This window comes from Collimonas antrihumi, from assembly GCF_018304965.1.
Lineage (GTDB): Bacteria > Pseudomonadota > Gammaproteobacteria > Burkholderiales > Burkholderiaceae_D > Collimonas > Collimonas antrihumi.
Genome location: NZ_JAGQED010000006.1, coordinates 17,101 through 32,577 on the forward strand (window position 1 = coordinate 17,101; position 15,477 = coordinate 32,577).

The 15,477-nt window shown below is 57.4% G+C and carries 15 protein-coding genes; 8 read left to right on the forward strand and 7 right to left on the reverse strand.

Annotated features, from left to right (window positions below; genetic code table 11):
- Positions 1-7 precede the first annotated feature (7 nt).
- Together KHU29_RS07490 and KHU29_RS07495 are read left to right on the forward strand one after the other, a co-directional pair.
- Positions 8-688, forward strand: a complete 681-nt coding sequence (locus tag KHU29_RS07490; protein WP_211452220.1) for an aspartate/glutamate racemase family protein — start codon at positions 8-10, stop codon at positions 686-688.
- 41 nt (positions 689-729) lie between these two features.
- Positions 730-1,497, forward strand: a complete 768-nt coding sequence (locus KHU29_RS07495) for a fumarylacetoacetate hydrolase family protein (RefSeq protein ID WP_211452221.1) — start codon at positions 730-732, stop codon at positions 1,495-1,497.
- Between the two features lie 611 nt (positions 1,498-2,108).
- Here KHU29_RS07495 and KHU29_RS07500 read toward each other — a convergent pair.
- Together KHU29_RS07500 and KHU29_RS07505 are read right to left on the reverse strand one after the other, a co-directional pair.
- The gene (locus KHU29_RS07500; protein ID WP_211452222.1) at positions 2,109-2,717 is read right to left on the reverse strand and encodes a hypothetical protein; all 609 of its coding nucleotides are present in this window, start codon (positions 2,715-2,717) and stop codon (positions 2,109-2,111) included.
- 214 nt (positions 2,718-2,931) lie between these two features.
- Positions 2,932-3,828 carry a LysR substrate-binding domain-containing protein gene (locus KHU29_RS07505; RefSeq protein WP_211452223.1) on the reverse strand — a complete coding sequence of 299 codons (897 nt, stop codon included), beginning with the start codon at positions 3,826-3,828 and terminating at the stop codon, positions 2,932-2,934.
- A gap of 178 nt (positions 3,829-4,006) precedes the next feature.
- Here KHU29_RS07505 and KHU29_RS07510 point away from each other — a divergent pair, with 178 nt between their 5' ends.
- From KHU29_RS07510 to KHU29_RS22510, 5 genes are all read left to right on the forward strand, one after another.
- On the forward strand, positions 4,007-4,882 hold the full coding sequence (locus tag KHU29_RS07510; protein ID WP_211452224.1) for a transketolase: 876 nt from the start codon (positions 4,007-4,009) through the stop codon (positions 4,880-4,882).
- Entirely contained in the window at positions 4,879-5,880 is a 1,002-nt protein-coding gene (locus KHU29_RS07515) for a transketolase family protein (protein WP_211452225.1), read from the forward strand. Before KHU29_RS07510 ends, KHU29_RS07515 begins: the two co-directional genes overlap by 4 nt.
- An 8-nt stretch (positions 5,881-5,888) precedes the next feature.
- Entirely contained in the window at positions 5,889-6,734 is an 846-nt protein-coding gene (locus tag KHU29_RS07520) for an NAD(P)-dependent oxidoreductase (protein WP_211452226.1), read from the forward strand.
- A 71-nt stretch (positions 6,735-6,805) separates the two neighbouring features.
- The gene (locus tag KHU29_RS07525; RefSeq protein ID WP_211452227.1) at positions 6,806-8,125 is read left to right on the forward strand and encodes an MFS transporter; all 1,320 of its coding nucleotides are present in this window, start codon (positions 6,806-6,808) and stop codon (positions 8,123-8,125) included.
- 390 nt (positions 8,126-8,515) lie between these two features.
- A complete protein-coding gene (locus KHU29_RS22510; protein ID WP_425514452.1) occupies positions 8,516-9,070 on the forward strand; it encodes a recombinase family protein in 555 nt (184 codons plus the stop codon).
- A 114-nt stretch (positions 9,071-9,184) separates the two neighbouring features.
- Here the strand turns inward: KHU29_RS22510 and glmS are convergent, their stop codons facing one another.
- Positions 9,185-11,002 (reverse strand): glutamine--fructose-6-phosphate transaminase (isomerizing), encoded by a 1,818-nt coding sequence (gene glmS / locus KHU29_RS07535; protein WP_211452228.1) that lies wholly within the window; start codon positions 11,000-11,002, stop codon positions 9,185-9,187.
- Between the two features lie 162 nt (positions 11,003-11,164).
- On the opposite strand from glmS, the gene KHU29_RS07540 reads away from it, so the two are divergent.
- Complete coding sequence (locus KHU29_RS07540) at positions 11,165-11,629, forward strand: Lrp/AsnC family transcriptional regulator (protein ID WP_211452229.1); 465 nt, start codon at positions 11,165-11,167, stop codon at positions 11,627-11,629.
- A gap of 63 nt (positions 11,630-11,692) precedes the next feature.
- Here KHU29_RS07540 and glmU read toward each other — a convergent pair whose 3' ends face one another.
- From glmU to ttcA, 4 genes are all read right to left on the reverse strand, one after another.
- Positions 11,693-13,051, reverse strand: a complete 1,359-nt coding sequence (glmU, locus tag KHU29_RS07545) for a bifunctional UDP-N-acetylglucosamine diphosphorylase/glucosamine-1-phosphate N-acetyltransferase GlmU (protein ID WP_211452365.1) — start codon at positions 13,049-13,051, stop codon at positions 11,693-11,695.
- Between the two features lie 222 nt (positions 13,052-13,273).
- On the reverse strand, positions 13,274-13,867 hold the full coding sequence (locus KHU29_RS07550) for a YXWGXW repeat-containing protein (RefSeq protein ID WP_211452230.1): 594 nt from the start codon (positions 13,865-13,867) through the stop codon (positions 13,274-13,276).
- 147 nt (positions 13,868-14,014) lie between these two features.
- Entirely contained in the window at positions 14,015-14,347 is a 333-nt protein-coding gene (locus KHU29_RS07555; protein WP_211452231.1) for a YegP family protein, read from the reverse strand.
- 159 nt (positions 14,348-14,506) lie between these two features.
- On the reverse strand, positions 14,507-15,466 hold the full coding sequence (gene ttcA, locus KHU29_RS07560; RefSeq protein WP_246541675.1) for a tRNA 2-thiocytidine(32) synthetase TtcA: 960 nt from the start codon (positions 15,464-15,466) through the stop codon (positions 14,507-14,509).
- Between the last annotated feature and the right edge of the window lie 11 nt (positions 15,467-15,477).

Genomic DNA, 15,477 nt, shown 5'->3' on the forward strand with positions numbered 1-15,477 from the left:
GGATCGCATGAAGCCCATCTTGCTAATCAACCCGAACACGTCCGTGCTCACCACCCAGATGATGGTTGACATCGCTCGTGCTTGCCTGGCCGACTGGCCGGGCAGGGTGCCGGCGATACACGGTTTAACGATGCCGCATGGGGTACCGATGATCATCGAAGAAGCTGACTTGCAGGCTGCTGCGCAGGCTGTAGGTGAATTGGCTTTCACTCAAACGGAATTGGTGGCAGATGACGTGTGCGGTGTCATCGTCGCGGCCTTTGGCGATCCTGGAGTGACGGCGCTCAGGCAACGGCTGGCTGTGCCCGTCGTGGGTATCGGCGAAGCCGCAATGCGTGAGGCTGCGCAGCATGGGCGCCGGTTTGGCATTGCGACTACTACACCATCCATGGCCGCCTCGATAGTGGCTAATGTGCGGCGCCATGGGCTCGAAGCTGCTTTTAGCGGCGCGCGCTTCACGAGTGGCGATCCGCAGGCGTTCGCCCGACAGCCGGCGGCGCTGGAAGCCGCGCTGGCTGATGCAGTGGGAGCGTGCATCGACATCGACCGCGCGCAGGCCGTGGTGATCGGCGGCGGCCCGCTCGGCCAGGCGGCACAAGCCTTGAGCAAGCGCTTCGATATTCCCGTTATCGGTCCGGTGCCGGCAGCATGCCGCAGCCTGTTGCACATGCTTGCCGGCATGCGGTGATCTACTGATTCCAACAAAGTCTTTGTACAGGATGTCGAACCATGAATACCTCAAATATTGCCGCCGTGACAGAAGCACTGACTCGTGCAAGACACGAACGACGCACAGTGGACTCTGCGTCCTATGCCGATGTGCTTGGTAATGCCGCCGAGGCTTACGCTGTGCAATCCGCAGTGGCGCAATCGTTGGGCTGGCAGACGCCAAGCGCAGGGCGGTATTGGAAATCCGGCGGCTCATCGCGTGATGCGGAGTTGACCCACGCGGCATTACCACCTGCAGGTGTGTGGGGCAGTCCGGCGGATGCCGGTAGTTGGCCATTTACGTGGCGTGGCATTGAAGCGGAGATTGCATTGCGCCTGGGATGCGATGTCGATGCCGCGCTGGCCGCCAAGCTCGACTACACAGCTGCCGCAGAGTTGATCGATGCTATGACAGTCTCCATTGAAATTGTCGACTCCCGCTGGGGGCAATACATCAATGCACCCCCGTTGCTGAAGTTGGCAGACCTGCAGTCACATGGCGCGCTGGTACTTGGCGACTGGCAGGCTTTTGAGCCAAGAGATTGGGCTGCACAACGCTGTCGAGTGCAGATCGCCCAGAAGATCACGGAACGCTGTGGCACGCATGCACTTGGCGATCCAGCTTTCTGTCTCCCCGCATGGTTGCGCCACGCCACGCGTGAAGACCGGGTCGTCGAAGCTGGCAGCGTAGTTACCACTGGAACATGGGTCGGTATTCTCGACGCTGCGGTCGGGGATCTTGTGACCGTAGTGTTCGAGGGCGTTGGACACGCGTCAGTCCAACTATAAGCGGGTTTGGCATCATGCTGGCGTAGTTATTTTATTAATTTTATGGGGAGGGAGGGCGAAGCCGATTTTGGTGAAGGAGTTTAGAGAAATCGTTACCGATTATACGAATTGCAGGAATGATGGGAGCAACTCGTCTCGTGTGGTTTTGTCGCGTTAGCGAAAACAAGTCGGATTTTTGGTGGGCAGTTGTATCAGTTCTCACACTGGAGAACGAGTGGCGCGTCAGCTGCCCGTCGCAACACGCATCAGTCGGTCATGACGCCCCGTGAGGTCAACGCGGGTCAGTGGAGTCGGTCATTTCGTACCAGCGCATGAGCAACTAGCGCATTTCCACAAGCGTTACTATTCCGACCAATTAAAGTCGAAAACAGGGCCATAGTATCCATGCGGGTTCCAGACCTCGCGGATCCAGCTACAAATTTTCCAAAGTCGAAAACACATTGGTGCAAGCTCAAGAAGTCGGCATTCTTCCAGCAAATAAAGTCGAAAACTAACCGTTTCGATACGTCGGCATGCTGCGAAAACCTTGGCCCAGCCCGAGGGGTTCACTCCAAAGTATATCAATTGCTTGTTATACGTACCTATACTTAGTTATATATTGGTAGATATCGTTATATAGCATCCGGTGTCCAGCGCCTGAGATAATCGGCCAGCCGGATGAATTGGCCGTCATCTGCCAAATTCGGATCAACGTCGCGAATGGTGCGGAGGCAATCAGCCAAGTGGGTTGGAGGCCACTGCGTGGCGTCCCCAATTACGATATTTAGAAATTCAAGAACAGACTTGGGAAATTGATCAGAAAGTCTGGTCTCATTGATCAGATGCACAATAAAATCTGGATGCTCGATTGCTTGCAGCCAGTGCCTCAGAGTGTCTAATGCATCTGGGAAAGAAAATTGAGCAGCCACTGCGAGGCGTGCAAAGCTTTCGGAAATGTCGGGTGTAACGGCGGCGCGAGATTTTGGCCAAATTGACTTCAGATATGGTTGAACACGGTGTTGCCAATATTCGGATCGTTGGTCGCCGGCTCCCTCGAGTGCGCGAACGAGAGCCTGTGCAGCTTCGGCCAATCCGTTCGCAGGTAGCGAGCGGGTTCGGCCCACAAAATTGTCCTGCAGAGTGCTCGCCATTGGTTTTGTTGCGGCATACCGTGCCGATGCGACGAAGGCCAGCACAAAAATTGCTGCTTGCCGGTTGGCGTTGGAAAAAGCGGTGTCCATTGGCGCGACTGAGCTGCATCTGGATGGCGTTGGTGCAACGACGGCGGTAAAGAAGGAAGGCCTTGTTTGGCGCAGCCATCATCATGGAATATGTCTGTAACACCGAAGATCCATATCGGTAAATGACTTTAACAAATCGAGTAGTCGCCGCCGTCGCGTGCAATCAAGAAACTGGAAGAAGACCTGGGCGTGACGCTATCCCATTCAGAGCGCATCAGAATACCCAGTCCTTCGATAGTCCTAACTCAGCTAGCAGCCAAGTCTTAAACGTTTCAAAAGCCTCATTGCGGTGAAGGCGCCGTGGATGTACCAGATAATGCCCGATATATTTAACCTCGCGCGTGCTGCCCGTCAGAGGCCGCACGAGCGCGCCACTTTTCAACTCCCGCTCAGCCAGCAGTGTCGATTCGAGCACTACGCCCAAGCCGTCGACAGCAGCGGCGATCGCCATCGCACTACGGTCGAAGCGCAACCCATAGTGGATCGGTGGCGCCAGTTGGTTGACCTCGAACCAGCCCTTCCACTGGAAAAGCTGAACCTCGCACTGAATCAGTTGCTGACGATACAGATCCTCAGGCGTGCGGATGTCCCGTGCGAGTTCGGGTGTACACAGCGGCGCAAGCCCCTCCACACCCAACGGAATGATTTCGTGCGGCGACAATTTCGGCTCGCCGTACACGATATCCAGATCGAAGTCGTCGTCGAAGCGCGCGTATTCCGTGCTGGCCGAGAAGCGTAGGTCGATGTTCGGATGCGCCTTCACGAAACCGGCGAGCCTTGGTAGCAGCCACTGCGTCGCGAAGCTGGGCGCCGTGTGCAGTCGCAAGGGTGTCGGCTCATCGCTCGTGATGAGCGCAAAGCCGCGCTGCATTTCCTCCATGCCGCGCTGGATGTGCTCCAGCAGCACCGCGCCTTCATGTGTCAGCTTGACTTCCCGTGTGCTGCGCTGAAAAAGACGCAGGTTTAGCATTTCCTCCAACTTGCGGATCGAATGGCTGACCGCACTCGGCGACAGATTCAGTTCATGCGCCGCCACGGCGAACGACGTCATGCGCCCTGCCGATTCGAAGACGCGGATATACGAGAGCGGGATTTTCCGGAAAATGCTCATTAGTGAATCACATTCAACAGTTGTTGCATTTTTTTCTTTTGTCGACGGACATTTCGCAGAATATATTAGCACCACTTCGTTTCCACACGTCCTGATTATTGAATGGGAGACACCTGTTTCAACCGGCGTTGTCGAAGTGTTCGTTACCTTCCAGCAGGAATTACATAGGAATTGCATAATGACAACGATTGCAGAAGCCGAGCCTCTGGCCGACTCCAACCTGGCGAAGCTCGCTGATCACGCTTACCGCATCCGGCGTTTCGCGCTGCGCATGGGTGAAGTGCAGGGCCAGGGTTACATCGGTCAGGCGCTTGGCCTCGCCGACGTACTCGCCGTAGCCTGGTGCCACGCCATGAATGTTCGCGCGAGCGACCCGGAATGGGAAGGACGCGATCGCTTCCTGTTGTCGCACGGACACTATGCGATTGCTCTCTACGCCGCGCTGATCGAAGCCGGCATCATCCCGGAAGCCGAGCTCGAAACCTACGGCTCCGACGACAGCCGGCTTCCGATGTCGGGGATGGCGACTTACACACCGGGCATGGAAATGTCGGGCGGATCACTCGGCCAGGGCCTGACGATAGCCGTGGGCATGGCGCTCGGCTTGCGCCAGAAAAAAAATCCCGCCTTCGTCTACAACTCGATGTCCGACGGCGAACTCGATGAAGGCGCAACCTGGGAGGCCGCGCTTTCCGCTGCGCATCATCATCTCGGCAACTTGATCGTGCTCGTCGACGTCAATCGCCAGCAGGCGGACGGCCCGTCGAACGACATCCTCAGGTTCGAGCCATTGGCGGACAAATGGCTGGCCTTTGGCTGGCACGTCGAGCGCGTCGACGGCAACGATCTCCGCGCAGTGGTTGACGCATTCGATCGGGTGCGCAAGCTTCCCGATGAAAAGCCGCGCGTGATCCTGTGCGACACCCTGATGGGCAAGGGCGTTCCGTTTCTGGAGGAGCGCGAGAAAAACCACTTCATTCGCGTAGATCAGGAAGAATGGCAGCAAGCGATTGCCGTACTTGATGAGAACCACACCCAAGGAGATCGCTCATGAGCGCCGTCACTGACAAGAAGCCTCGCCTGACCACATCTGCGATGATCGCATCCATTGCGTCGGAGGGGCAGCGCACGCGCTCGGCGCCCTTCGGTCACGCGCTGGTGGCAGAGGCGGAGAAGCGCCAAAACATCGTCGGCATGTCCGCAGATCTGTCGAAGTACACCGACCTGCACATCTTCGGCAACGCCTTTCCCAAGCGATTTTTCCAGATGGGCATGGCCGAGCAGCTCCTCATGGGGGCCGCAGGCGGAATGGCGAAAGAAGGCTTCATCCCCTTTGCCACGACGTATGCAGTCTTCGCGACACGCCGGGCCTACGACTTCATTCATCAGGTTATTGCCGAGGAAAACCTCAACGTCAAGATCTGCGCCGCGTTGCCGGGACTGACAACGGGCTATGGGCCGAGCCATCAAGCAACCGAAGACATTGCGCTGATGCGCGGCATTCCCGGATTAACTATCGTCGACCCGTGCGACGCGCTCGATACCGAGCAGGCTGTGGCGGCGATCGCGGCCCACAATGGTCCGGTTTATATGCGTTTGTTGCGTGGCAATGTCCCGGTCGTGCTTGACGAATACAACTACCAGTTCGAACTGGGCAAGGCGAAGCTCCTGCGCGACGGCCGCGATGTGCTGATCGTCTCGTCCGGGATCATGACCATGCGGGCGCTAGAAGCAGCGCAGCAACTCGACGACGGATCCGCGAGCGTAGGTGTGCTGCACGTCCCGACGATCAAGCCTCTCGATGAAGCCACCATCATCGAGCAATGCAAACGCCCGGGGCGGCTCGTCATCGTCGCGGAGAATCACAGTTGTGTCGGCGGACTGGGCGAAGCCGTGGCAACCGCGCTGATGCGCGCGCGTGTCATGCCCGAGTTCCGGCAGGTAGCGCTTCCCGATCAATTCCTTGACGCAGGTGCCTTGCCGACGCTCCACGACCGCTATGGCATCTCCACCTCGTCGATCGTCGATAACATCAAACACTGGCTGAAGTAGGAGGTATCATGAACGTAACTTTTGTGGGTATCGGTGCAATCGGTCTGCCGATGGCGCTGCAGGTCAAGAATGCAGGTCACAGCGTGACCGGCGTCGACCTTTCGAGTGTTGCGCGGAAAATCGCGCAGACGACAGGCCTCAGCGCTGTCGACGCCTACGATGCAGCGCCGGCCGCCGAGGTGGTCGTTGCGATGGTTGCAACGCCTGCGCAACTGGCCGCGTTGATCGACGGTGTCGGCCAAGCGGTTGCTGGCCAGTACTGGGTAATCATGTCGACAGTGGGCCCCGCGAGCGTACGCGAGCAGGGCGAGCGCCTGCGCCGGGCTGGCGCGCGCGTTGTCGATGCTCCTGTGACTGGTGGCGTCGCGCGGGCGCAGACAGGCCAACTGGTGATATTCGCCGCCGGCGACAAGGACGACATCGGTGCCGTGCGCCCGGTGCTCGATGCGATGGGTAGCGTGCGTATCACCGGCGACAACCTCGGCGATGGGCAGAGCATCAAGGTGGTGAATCAGCATCTTTGCTCGGTGCATATCGTCGCTGCTGCCGAGGCGCTGAACCTGGCTCGCTTGCTTGGCCTCGAACCTGCTACGGTGCTTGAACTGATTGAGAAAGGTGCTGCCGGTTCGTGGATGCTTTCTGACCGCGGTCCGCGCATGCTGGCGGGAACGGATGTAAGCGTAACAAGCGCAATCAACATCTTCGTGAAGGACAGCGACCTGGTAGCCGCAGCCGCCGAGGGCTGCGGCGCAGAGATTCCGATGCTGGCGGTGGCGAACGCCCGATACCACCAGGCAGCCGACACCGGGCTCGGAACCCGCGACGACAGCCGGGTAATCGAAACCTGGTCCTGAGTCAAAAATTCGGCACCCACACAAACAAACAAACGGTCAATGTAACCGAAGCAAATATTGGAGACAGCATCATGGATACGAACATAAGCACTTATTCCGCCCCGGCGGGAAAGCCCTTCAAGGTCGCCTTTGCGTCGATGATCGGTTCGGCGGTGGAAAGTTACGACTTTTTTATCTACGGGACCGCAGCCGCGGCGTGGTTCGGCAAGATTTTTTTCCACACCACTGAACCGATCATCGGAATACTCGCGTCCTTTGCGACGCTCGCAATCGGCTTCCTGATGAGGCCGCTCGGTGGCTATCTGGCCGGCCACTACGGAGACCGTATTGGACGCAAGGCCGTGTTGTTCTGGTCACTGGTATTGATGGGCGGAGCAACGGTCCTGATCGGCATGCTGCCCACTTACGACCAGGTTGGTGTGGCAGCGCCGATCATGCTGATCCTGCTTCGCATGCTTCAGGGGATCGGCTTTGGAGCCGAGTGGGGCGGCGCCGTGCTGATGGCGTGTGAGCATGCACCGGCGCGACGGCGCGGATTCTTCGGCGCGGTTCCACAGGTCGGCATTCCGATGGGCCTGCTACTCGCGAACGGCGCATTCTTGCTATCGGGGTCGCTCTTCGAAGGCGACTGGGTGTGGCGCATGCCGTTCTTGCTCTCGTTCGTCATGGTGGCGGTCGGTATATTCATCCGTCTGGGTGTCGACGAATCACCCGCGTTCGAAGCCGTCAAGGCTGAGAACAAGGTAATGAAGCAGCCGGCGCTCGAGGTGATTCGCAGCGACTGGCGCATCATCCTTAAGATCGTCGGCCTGCGCCTCGCGGAAACCGGTGGTTACTACATCACGACCAGTTTCATGCTGTCGTACGCGGTGCTCGCTCACGTATCGACGACCCGGCAGATCCTGTGGGGCACGCTCATCGGCTCGGCGATTGGCCTCGTAAGCCACCTGATCTACGGAGCCTTAAGCGACAAGATCGGGCGCCGCCCGGTCTTTATGTTCGGCGCGCTCTTTACCATCGCCTTCGGCGTGCCTATGTTCATGCTGATCAACACCGGTGCCGGCATCATGATAGTGGTCGCGGTCTCCATGTCGCTGCTCTTCAGTCACGATCCTATTTTCGCGGTGGAAGCGAGCTGGTTTTCCGAGCAGTTCCCTGCGAACGTACGTTCGTCCGGTATCTCGCTCGGCTATAACGGCGCGTCGGTGATCGCAGGCCTCCTTCCCATCGCCGCCACGGCAATGTATGGCAGCTTCGGTTGGATCGGACCGGCGCTCATGTTCTCCTCACTGGGTGTGATCTCGGCGTGCTGCGCGCTATCGATGCGAGAAACCGCACCGGCGGTCGTCGACAAGCAGAGCGCTTCGTCGGGGCGGAGGATCACCGCATAGCTGTTGGTTGCGACGGGTATCCAAATCTTGTTCGGCATCAAAATGTCACAGCACCGATGCAACCAGAAGTCATTGGCCCGCCACAGTGCTTCTCCGGATCAAACGCTGCCAGCCTTTGCTGTAATGTGAGCATTTTTTGGGCGGGCTTCCAGTGAAAGACTGAGCCGACATCGTCGCTTGAAACTTCCACTGGCTGTCCCGCCACAACATGCACCTTTCGTGCAAGAGTTGCTGAAATGCGGACAGCCAGGCTATTGCTTGTTACTGTACCGTTGAGGTTGCCATCTTGCTCAGAGCAACTCCTTTAATGTAGAAGCCGGTAATGTCATGTTTTTGACTTTAATTGTAAGGAATATTAGCTAGAATCGGCGCAGTGGTCATTTCGCGCCAGTGCCTGCAGTTGGTTCTTGTGTCAAACTTTTTTATCTTGAGTCAAACATTGTTATTTTGTGTCAGACTTTTTTATTCGCCGATAACTTGGCTGACGGCGTGGTAGAAGGCAATCTCGAGGATTTGCGCCGCATCGTGCAAACGCTGACGCAGCGCGGCGTACATATTGAATTCGTCAAGGAGCATCTTTCTTTCACCGGCGAAGACTCGCCGATGGCGAACCTGATGCTGTCGGTCATGGGTGCATTCGCCAAGTTCGAACGCTCTCTGACCCATGAGCGCCAGCGTGAAAGTATCGCGTTAGCCAAACAGCGCGGTGCCTATCGCGGCCGCAAGAAATCGCTCACCGATCTGGAAATTGCCGGACTGCGGCAACGGGCCGCTGCCGGCGAACAAAAAAACCACTCGCTCGTGAATTCGGCATCAGTCGGGAAACGCTGTACCAACATTTGCGGACGACGGAGTAGCGCATGCCACGCCGATCGCTCCTTGCGCTCCAGACAAACAAAGGGGTGGTATCAACCACGACTGGCACTGGTATGTTTTCGACTTTAATTGTAAGGAATAATTGTCCGTAATGATATTTTTTAGTTACAAATAGACTTCTTCCTTCTCGTAAATATCCGTTTTGTTTGTTACTCAAGGAAAGAAGCTGTCGATATCCAAAACCTACTCAACAGTCACAGATTTTGCCAAATTCCGAGGCTTATCAACATCCGTCCCCCGCGCCAACGCAGTGTGATAAGCCAACAACTGCAATGGCACCACATGCAGAATCGGCGACAACAAACCATAATTCTCCGGCAGCCGGATCACATGCACGCCATCGCTCGATTTGATATGCGAATCGGCATCGGCAAACACGTAAAGTTGGCCACCGCGAGCACGCACTTCCTGCATGTTCGATTTCAGTTTTTCGATCAATGCATCATTCGGCGCCACAGTCACCACCGGCATTTCTTCAGTAACCAGCGCCAGCGGACCGTGCTTCAGTTCGCCAGCAGCATAGGCTTCTGCGTGGATGTACGTAATTTCCTTCAGCTTCAACGCACCTTCCAATGCAATCGGGTAGTGAATACCGCGACCCAGGAACAATGCGTTTTCCTTGCGCGCGAAGGCTTCAGCCCAGGCAACGATATGCGGTTCCAGGGCCAGCACGCTTTGCAGCGCTGCAGGCAGGTGGCGCATAGCTTTCAGGTGAGCGGCTTCTTCTTCGTCGCTGAGGCGGCCTTTGCTTTGCGCGAGCGCCAGCGTCAGCAGGAACAGCGCGGCCAACTGGGTGGTGAAGGCCTTGGTCGAGGCGACGCCGACTTCAACCCCGGCGCGCGTGATGTAAGCCAGCGCACATTCGCGCACCATGGCGCTGGTGGCGACGTTGCAGATGGTCAGCGTATGTTGCATGCCTAGTGAGCGCGCATGTTTGAGCGCGGCCAGCGTGTCGGCGGTTTCACCGCTTTGGGTGATGGTGACGACCAGCGAGTTTGGATTCGGCACGCTGTCGCGGTAGCGGTATTCGCTGGCGATCTCGACGTTGACCGGTATTTTTGCGACCGATTCGATCCAGTATTTGGCAGTCAGGCCGGCGTAGTAACTGGTGCCGCATGCCAGGATCAGGACTGAATCGATTTGCTTGAAGACGTTGAAGGCGCCGTCGCCGAACAGTTCCGGCATGATGCCGGTGACACCTTCGAGGGTGTCGGCAATTGCGCGTGGCTGTTCAAAGATTTCTTTCTGCATGTAATGCTGATACGGCCCCAATTCGACCGCGCTGGTGTAGGCATGTACGGTCTTGACTTCGCGTTCGACTGCTTTGCCGGCGGCGTCGACGATCCAGACGCGCTGCAATTGCAGGTCGACCACATCGCCTTCTTCCAGGTAAATGATCTGATCGGTGGTGCCGGCCAGCGCCATGGCGTCCGAGGCGACGAAATTCTGGCCTTGGCCGACGCCGACAATCAATGGCGAACCTTGGCGGGCAGCGACTACGCGGTGCGGTTCATCCACGCAGAATACGGCAATCGCATAGGCGCCGGTCAGGCGTCGTACGGCTTGCTGCACGGTGGCAAACAGGTCGCCGTTATACATATGGTCGACCAGATGCGCGATTACCTCGGTGTCGGTCTGGCTTTCGAAGTGATAACCGGCGGCTTGCAGTTCGGCCCGCAGTTCATCGTGGTTTTCGATAATGCCGTTGTGGACCAAGGCGATGCGGTCGCGCGAAAAATGCGGGTGGGCATTGTGAGTTGCAGGTGCGCCGTGGGTGGCCCAGCGGGTATGTGCAATTCCGGTGAAGCCCGACAGATGGGCTTTTTCGACTTGCATTTCCAGGTCTGCCACGCGCGAAGTGCTGCGCGAACGCTGCAATTTGCCATCTACGTGCAAGGCCACGCCGCATGAGTCGTAACCACGGTATTCGAGCCGTTTCAATCCTTCCAGCAGGATGGGCGTGACATTAATCTGGGCAACTGCTGCGACGATACCGCACATGGCTTTCCTCGTTGATTAGGTGAATGGGCGTATCTTAGGCCAGCGCTTATGAAATATGATTACTAAATTCATTGATATTTGACTGAATATTTCACTGCATAAACTATGTGGAATATTATTTCATTTATACTTTAATTTATTCAATAAATTGCATATTTCCATATGGATATTGTTTTGGACGAGCTGGATAAGCGGATTTTGAATGCATTGCAGGTCGATGCAGCGCAAACCAATCATCAGCTGGCGCAACAGGTGCATGCGTCGCCGCCGACTTGTTTGCGGCGCGTTAAACGTCTGACCGATGCCGGCATCATCTTGCGGCAAGTGGCGATTGTGGCGCCCGACAAGGTTGGCGCCGGCCTGACGGCGATTGTTGAAGTCACGCTCGATAATCAAGCCGCGGAACGCTTAGAGGAGTTTGAGGCGCTGGTGGCGAATGAGTCGATGCTGTTGCAATGTTACCGGGTGTCGCCGGGACCGGACTTCGTGCTGGTGGTGCAAGTGGCGGATATGGCGGCGTACCACGCGCTGGCGCACCAGCTGTTTGCCGCGCAAAAGAACGTGCGCAACGTGCGGACGTATTTTTCGATTTACCGCAGTAAGTTCGATACGCGGCTGGCCGTATAGAAGAAAACGCCGGTCGTAACCGGCGTTCATTCATTCCATCTGTTTCTGTTTTTGCTTCTGGTTTTATTTTTTTATCTTCACCGGCCGCTGCCAGCCGTCGATCGTGATTTGGCGTGCTCGCGAGACAGTCAGCTTGCCTTCCGGCGCATCCTTGGTCAGCGTGGTGCCGGCACCCAGGGTCGCGCCTTTGCCCACGCGCACCGGCGCCACCAGCTGGCTGTCGCTGCCGATGAAAGCGTCGTCTTCGATGATGGTGCGGAATTTGTTGGCGCCGTCGTAGTTGCAGGTGATGGTGCCGGCGCCGATATTCACGCGCGACCCCACCGTGGCATCGCCGACATAGGCCAGGTGATTGGCTTTGCTGTGCGCGGCGATCTGGCTGTTTTTGACTTCGACGAAATTGCCGATATGGACGTCCTCACCAAGTTCGGTGCCGGGCCGCAAGCGTGCATAAGGCCCGATCTGGGAAGCGGCGCCGACCACCGCATCTTCGATGTGGCAGAACGGTTTGATGTTGGCGTCGCGGCCGATGCGGGCATTCTTGATGACGCAATGGGCGCCGATGACAGCGCCGTCTTCGATGCTGACTTCACCTTCGAAAATGCAGCCGACATCGATGCTGACGTCGCGTCCGCATTTCAGCGTGCCACGCACATCAAGGCGCGCCGGGTCGAGCAGGGTGACGCCTTGTTCCAGCAAACGTTCGGCGACGCTGCGTTGATGGATCCGCTCCAGTTCGGCTAGTTGCACCTTGCTGTTGACACCGAGGGTTTCCGCGACAGTGTCAGGCTGGGCCGATACCACGGGTGTGCCGTCAGCGACGGCGCTGGCGACGATATCGGTCAGATAGTATTCGCCTTGGGCATTGTTGTTGGACAGGCCCGCCAGCCATTTTTTGAATTGCGCGGTTGGCGCCACCATGATGCCGGTATTGCATTCCCGGATTGCACGCTGCTCCGGCGAAGCGTCTTTTTGCTCGACGATGCTGACGATTTTGTTGTGTTCACGGACGATGCGGCCGTAACCGGTCGGGTCAGGCAGATCTACCGTCAGGATTGCCAGTTTGTCGTTGCCGGCACTGTCGATCAGCCGTTGCAGCGTGCTGCTGGCGATCAGAGGCACATCGCCATAGAGCACCAGGGTAGGCACGGCGTCGTCCAGATGCGAGGCGGCTTGCGCCACTGCATGTCCGGTGCCGAGTTGCGGCTCTTGTTTGGCGAACACCAGGTCTGCAGCTGCCAGCGAGCGCGGTACGGCGTCGCCGCCATGACCGTAGATGACGCACAAGGTGGTGGGAGACAGGGCACGCGCTGCGCTGATCACATGTGACAGCAGCGGTTTGCCCGCCAGCGGGTGCAACACTTTTGGCAGCGCGGACTGCATGCGCTTGCCCATGCCGGCAGCGAGAATGACAACGTTCATGGTCGATAGAGAAAGGGTAGTGGAAAGGGTAGAGAAAGAATTGGTGGGAAATTTTATCATGCGCGGTAGCTGCAAAATCAGCATGCGTATTGCATGCATGATAAGGCGATGACAACGCAACCGGGTTGGCCTGGCGGCTTTGACTGCAGAAAAGAAATCGCCTCAAGACCGCATGCGCGGCATTGAGGCGAAATCAAGTCTGCCAAGCTGATCAGGCGAAGATTAATACCGTTGCCAGAAACCGCCCGAGAACGACCAGCTGTTGCCATTGCGGACCCAATGCCCCGGTGCCCAGAAATAACCGTCGCGGCGCGCTTCCCAATGACCGTTGACCCAGTCGTGGCGACCGTTGTTCCAACGCCAGTAACCATCGATCCAGACATGATTAGGACTAGGCGCCGGTGTAATGACTTCGATCCGCGGCGGTGGCGGCGCAACGGTGATCACGACCGGTGGCGCGCTGTTGTAAGTGTTGTTGATCGTTACCCAGGCGCCGCCATGGTATATCCACTGGCCGCCTTCGTTGGTCCAGTAGGCGTGCCGGTACACCATGTTTTGCCGCGCTTGTTCCCAATGACCGTTATTCCAGACGTAGCGGTTGTTCTCCCACTTCCAGTGACCGGCGATCCAGTAAGAATCCGGATAGGGAGCCGGCGGCACCACTTCCACCAGCGGCGCCGGCGGTGCTTGCACTACTTTGACTTCGCGGTATTCGACACGGGTGCGGGGCGGTTCTACTACGCAGCCGGCAAGCGACGCGGTGGCCGCTGCTACAGCTGACAAGACGAGATAACGTTGAAAACGACGGCGGTTCATTTATGTCTCCAGAAAAAGATCCTGGGTATTAAACGGTTTGCCGTCAGGAATGAATACAGGGCTTACAAATAGTTGCAAATGGCGTTGCAAATAGCGTTGCAAATAGTCGCCGCAGACGCCAGTCGTTTGCGCCGCCTGGCCGCCTGTTCAGGCTTCGTCTGTGACGTCGGTACTGGGGCCGTTCTTCTTTACCGCATCGATGCCGGCGTCGCGCGCGCTGGTGGTGGTGTACATCTGGCTGCTGCCGATGACCTGGTGATTCGCCGCTTTCAGGTTGAAATAGAATTTGCCGTTGGAAGCCTGGTTGCGGCTGTAGCGGTCGTCTTGGGTGCTGTTGTTCTGGACCGAGGCGATGCCGTTTTCGGCGGATGCCTTGGCAACATACATTTCGCTATTCAGGACCACTTCGCCGTTGCTAGAGTAGAGCAGGAAATAGTACTGTCCATCCACCGACTTCTTGAGAACATAGGACCCTGCCATTGAGCTTCTCCTGATAAGTTGCCGACCATGCAACGGCGCAAATCGCTCTGGATATTCAGCCGATGATAAAGCCGAGCATCCAGCTGATTGCACTTGATCGCTGCTGGTCCGCTTTGATTATATAGTCCGGCCGGGAATCCGATACGGGGATCGGGCAAATTAATCCACGGATCGTAACGGAATAATGCTGGCCATTGTGGCCGGCGTCGAGCAAGGATCGTCGTCAAAGGCGATATCGCCGTTGGGATCGGCAATCCCGCTCGCCTTCAGTTCGGTGAAGCGGAACAGGTTGCGGTCCATCAGGTGCGATGGCGCGACAGTCGACAGCGAGGAGAAAATGTTTTCCACCCGCCCCGGGAATTTCTTTTCCCAATCGCGCAACATGCCCTTGATCTGCTTGCGCTGCAGGTTTTCCTGGCTGCCGCACAGGTCGCACGGAATGATAGGGAACTGCTTGACCTCTGCGTAGCGGCTGAGGTCGGCTTCTTTCACGTAAGCCAGCGGCCGGATCACGATTTGCTTGCCATCGTCCGATTGCAGCTTGGCCGGCATGCTCTTCAGTTTGCCGCCGAAGAACATGTTCAGGAAGAAGGTTTCCATGATGTCGTCGCGATGATGGCCGAGCGCCACCTTGGTCGCGCCAAGTTCGGTGGCGACCCGATACAAAATGCCGCGCCGCAGGCGTGAGCACAGGGAGCAGGTGGTCTTCCCTTCCGGGATCAGGCGCTTGACGATGCTGTAGGTATCCTGGTTTTCGATATGGTAGGCAACGCCCAGCTTGTCCAGGTAGGCCGGCAAGATATGGTCGGGGAAATTCGGCTGTTTCTGATCCAGGTTCACCGCGACGATCTCGAAATTGATCGGCGCCCGTTCGCGCAAGGTCATCAGGATATCCAGCAGGGCGTAACTATCCTTGCCGCCGGACAGGCAGACCATCACCTTGTCGCCGTCTTCGATCATGTTGAAATCGCCGATCGCCTGGCCAACCTGGCGGCACAGGCGCTTGTGCAATTTATTGTTTTCGTGCGCGACTTTGTCGACGCTCTTCTGGCTGGGAGCGCTCGCGGCGCTGTCGGCCTGAGCTGACACTGGCGCGAGTGCCGATAATGGGTCTTGCATAAGGACTTCCT

Bases quoted from the DNA above. Each gene is read 5' to 3' on its own strand.
- KHU29_RS07540 (WP_211452229.1), top strand. From the start codon at position 11,165: ATGGATATTGTTTTGGACGAGCTGGATAAGCGGATTTTGAATGCATTG.
- KHU29_RS07510 (WP_211452224.1), top strand. From the start codon at position 4,007: ATGACAACGATTGCAGAAGCCGAGCCTCTGGCCGACTCCAACCTGGCG.
- KHU29_RS07520 (WP_211452226.1), top strand. From the start codon at position 5,889: ATGAACGTAACTTTTGTGGGTATCGGTGCAATCGGTCTGCCGATGGCG.
- KHU29_RS07495 (WP_211452221.1), top strand. From the start codon at position 730: ATGAATACCTCAAATATTGCCGCCGTGACAGAAGCACTGACTCGTGCA.
- glmU (WP_211452365.1), bottom strand. From the start codon at position 13,051: ATGAACGTTGTCATTCTCGCTGCCGGCATGGGCAAGCGCATGCAGTCC.
- KHU29_RS07525 (WP_211452227.1), top strand. From the start codon at position 6,806: ATGGATACGAACATAAGCACTTATTCCGCCCCGGCGGGAAAGCCCTTC.
- KHU29_RS07505 (WP_211452223.1), bottom strand. From the start codon at position 3,828: ATGAGCATTTTCCGGAAAATCCCGCTCTCGTATATCCGCGTCTTCGAA.
- glmS (WP_211452228.1), bottom strand. From the start codon at position 11,002: ATGTGCGGTATCGTCGCAGCAGTTGCCCAGATTAATGTCACGCCCATC.
- KHU29_RS07555 (WP_211452231.1), bottom strand. From the start codon at position 14,347: ATGGCAGGGTCCTATGTTCTCAAGAAGTCGGTGGATGGACAGTACTAT.
- KHU29_RS07490 (WP_211452220.1), top strand. From the start codon at position 8: ATGAAGCCCATCTTGCTAATCAACCCGAACACGTCCGTGCTCACCACC.
- KHU29_RS07515 (WP_211452225.1), top strand. From the start codon at position 4,879: ATGAGCGCCGTCACTGACAAGAAGCCTCGCCTGACCACATCTGCGATG.
- KHU29_RS07550 (WP_211452230.1), bottom strand. From the start codon at position 13,867: ATGAACCGCCGTCGTTTTCAACGTTATCTCGTCTTGTCAGCTGTAGCA.
- ttcA (WP_246541675.1), bottom strand. From the start codon at position 15,466: ATGCAAGACCCATTATCGGCACTCGCGCCAGTGTCAGCTCAGGCCGAC.
- KHU29_RS07500 (WP_211452222.1), bottom strand. From the start codon at position 2,717: ATGGACACCGCTTTTTCCAACGCCAACCGGCAAGCAGCAATTTTTGTG.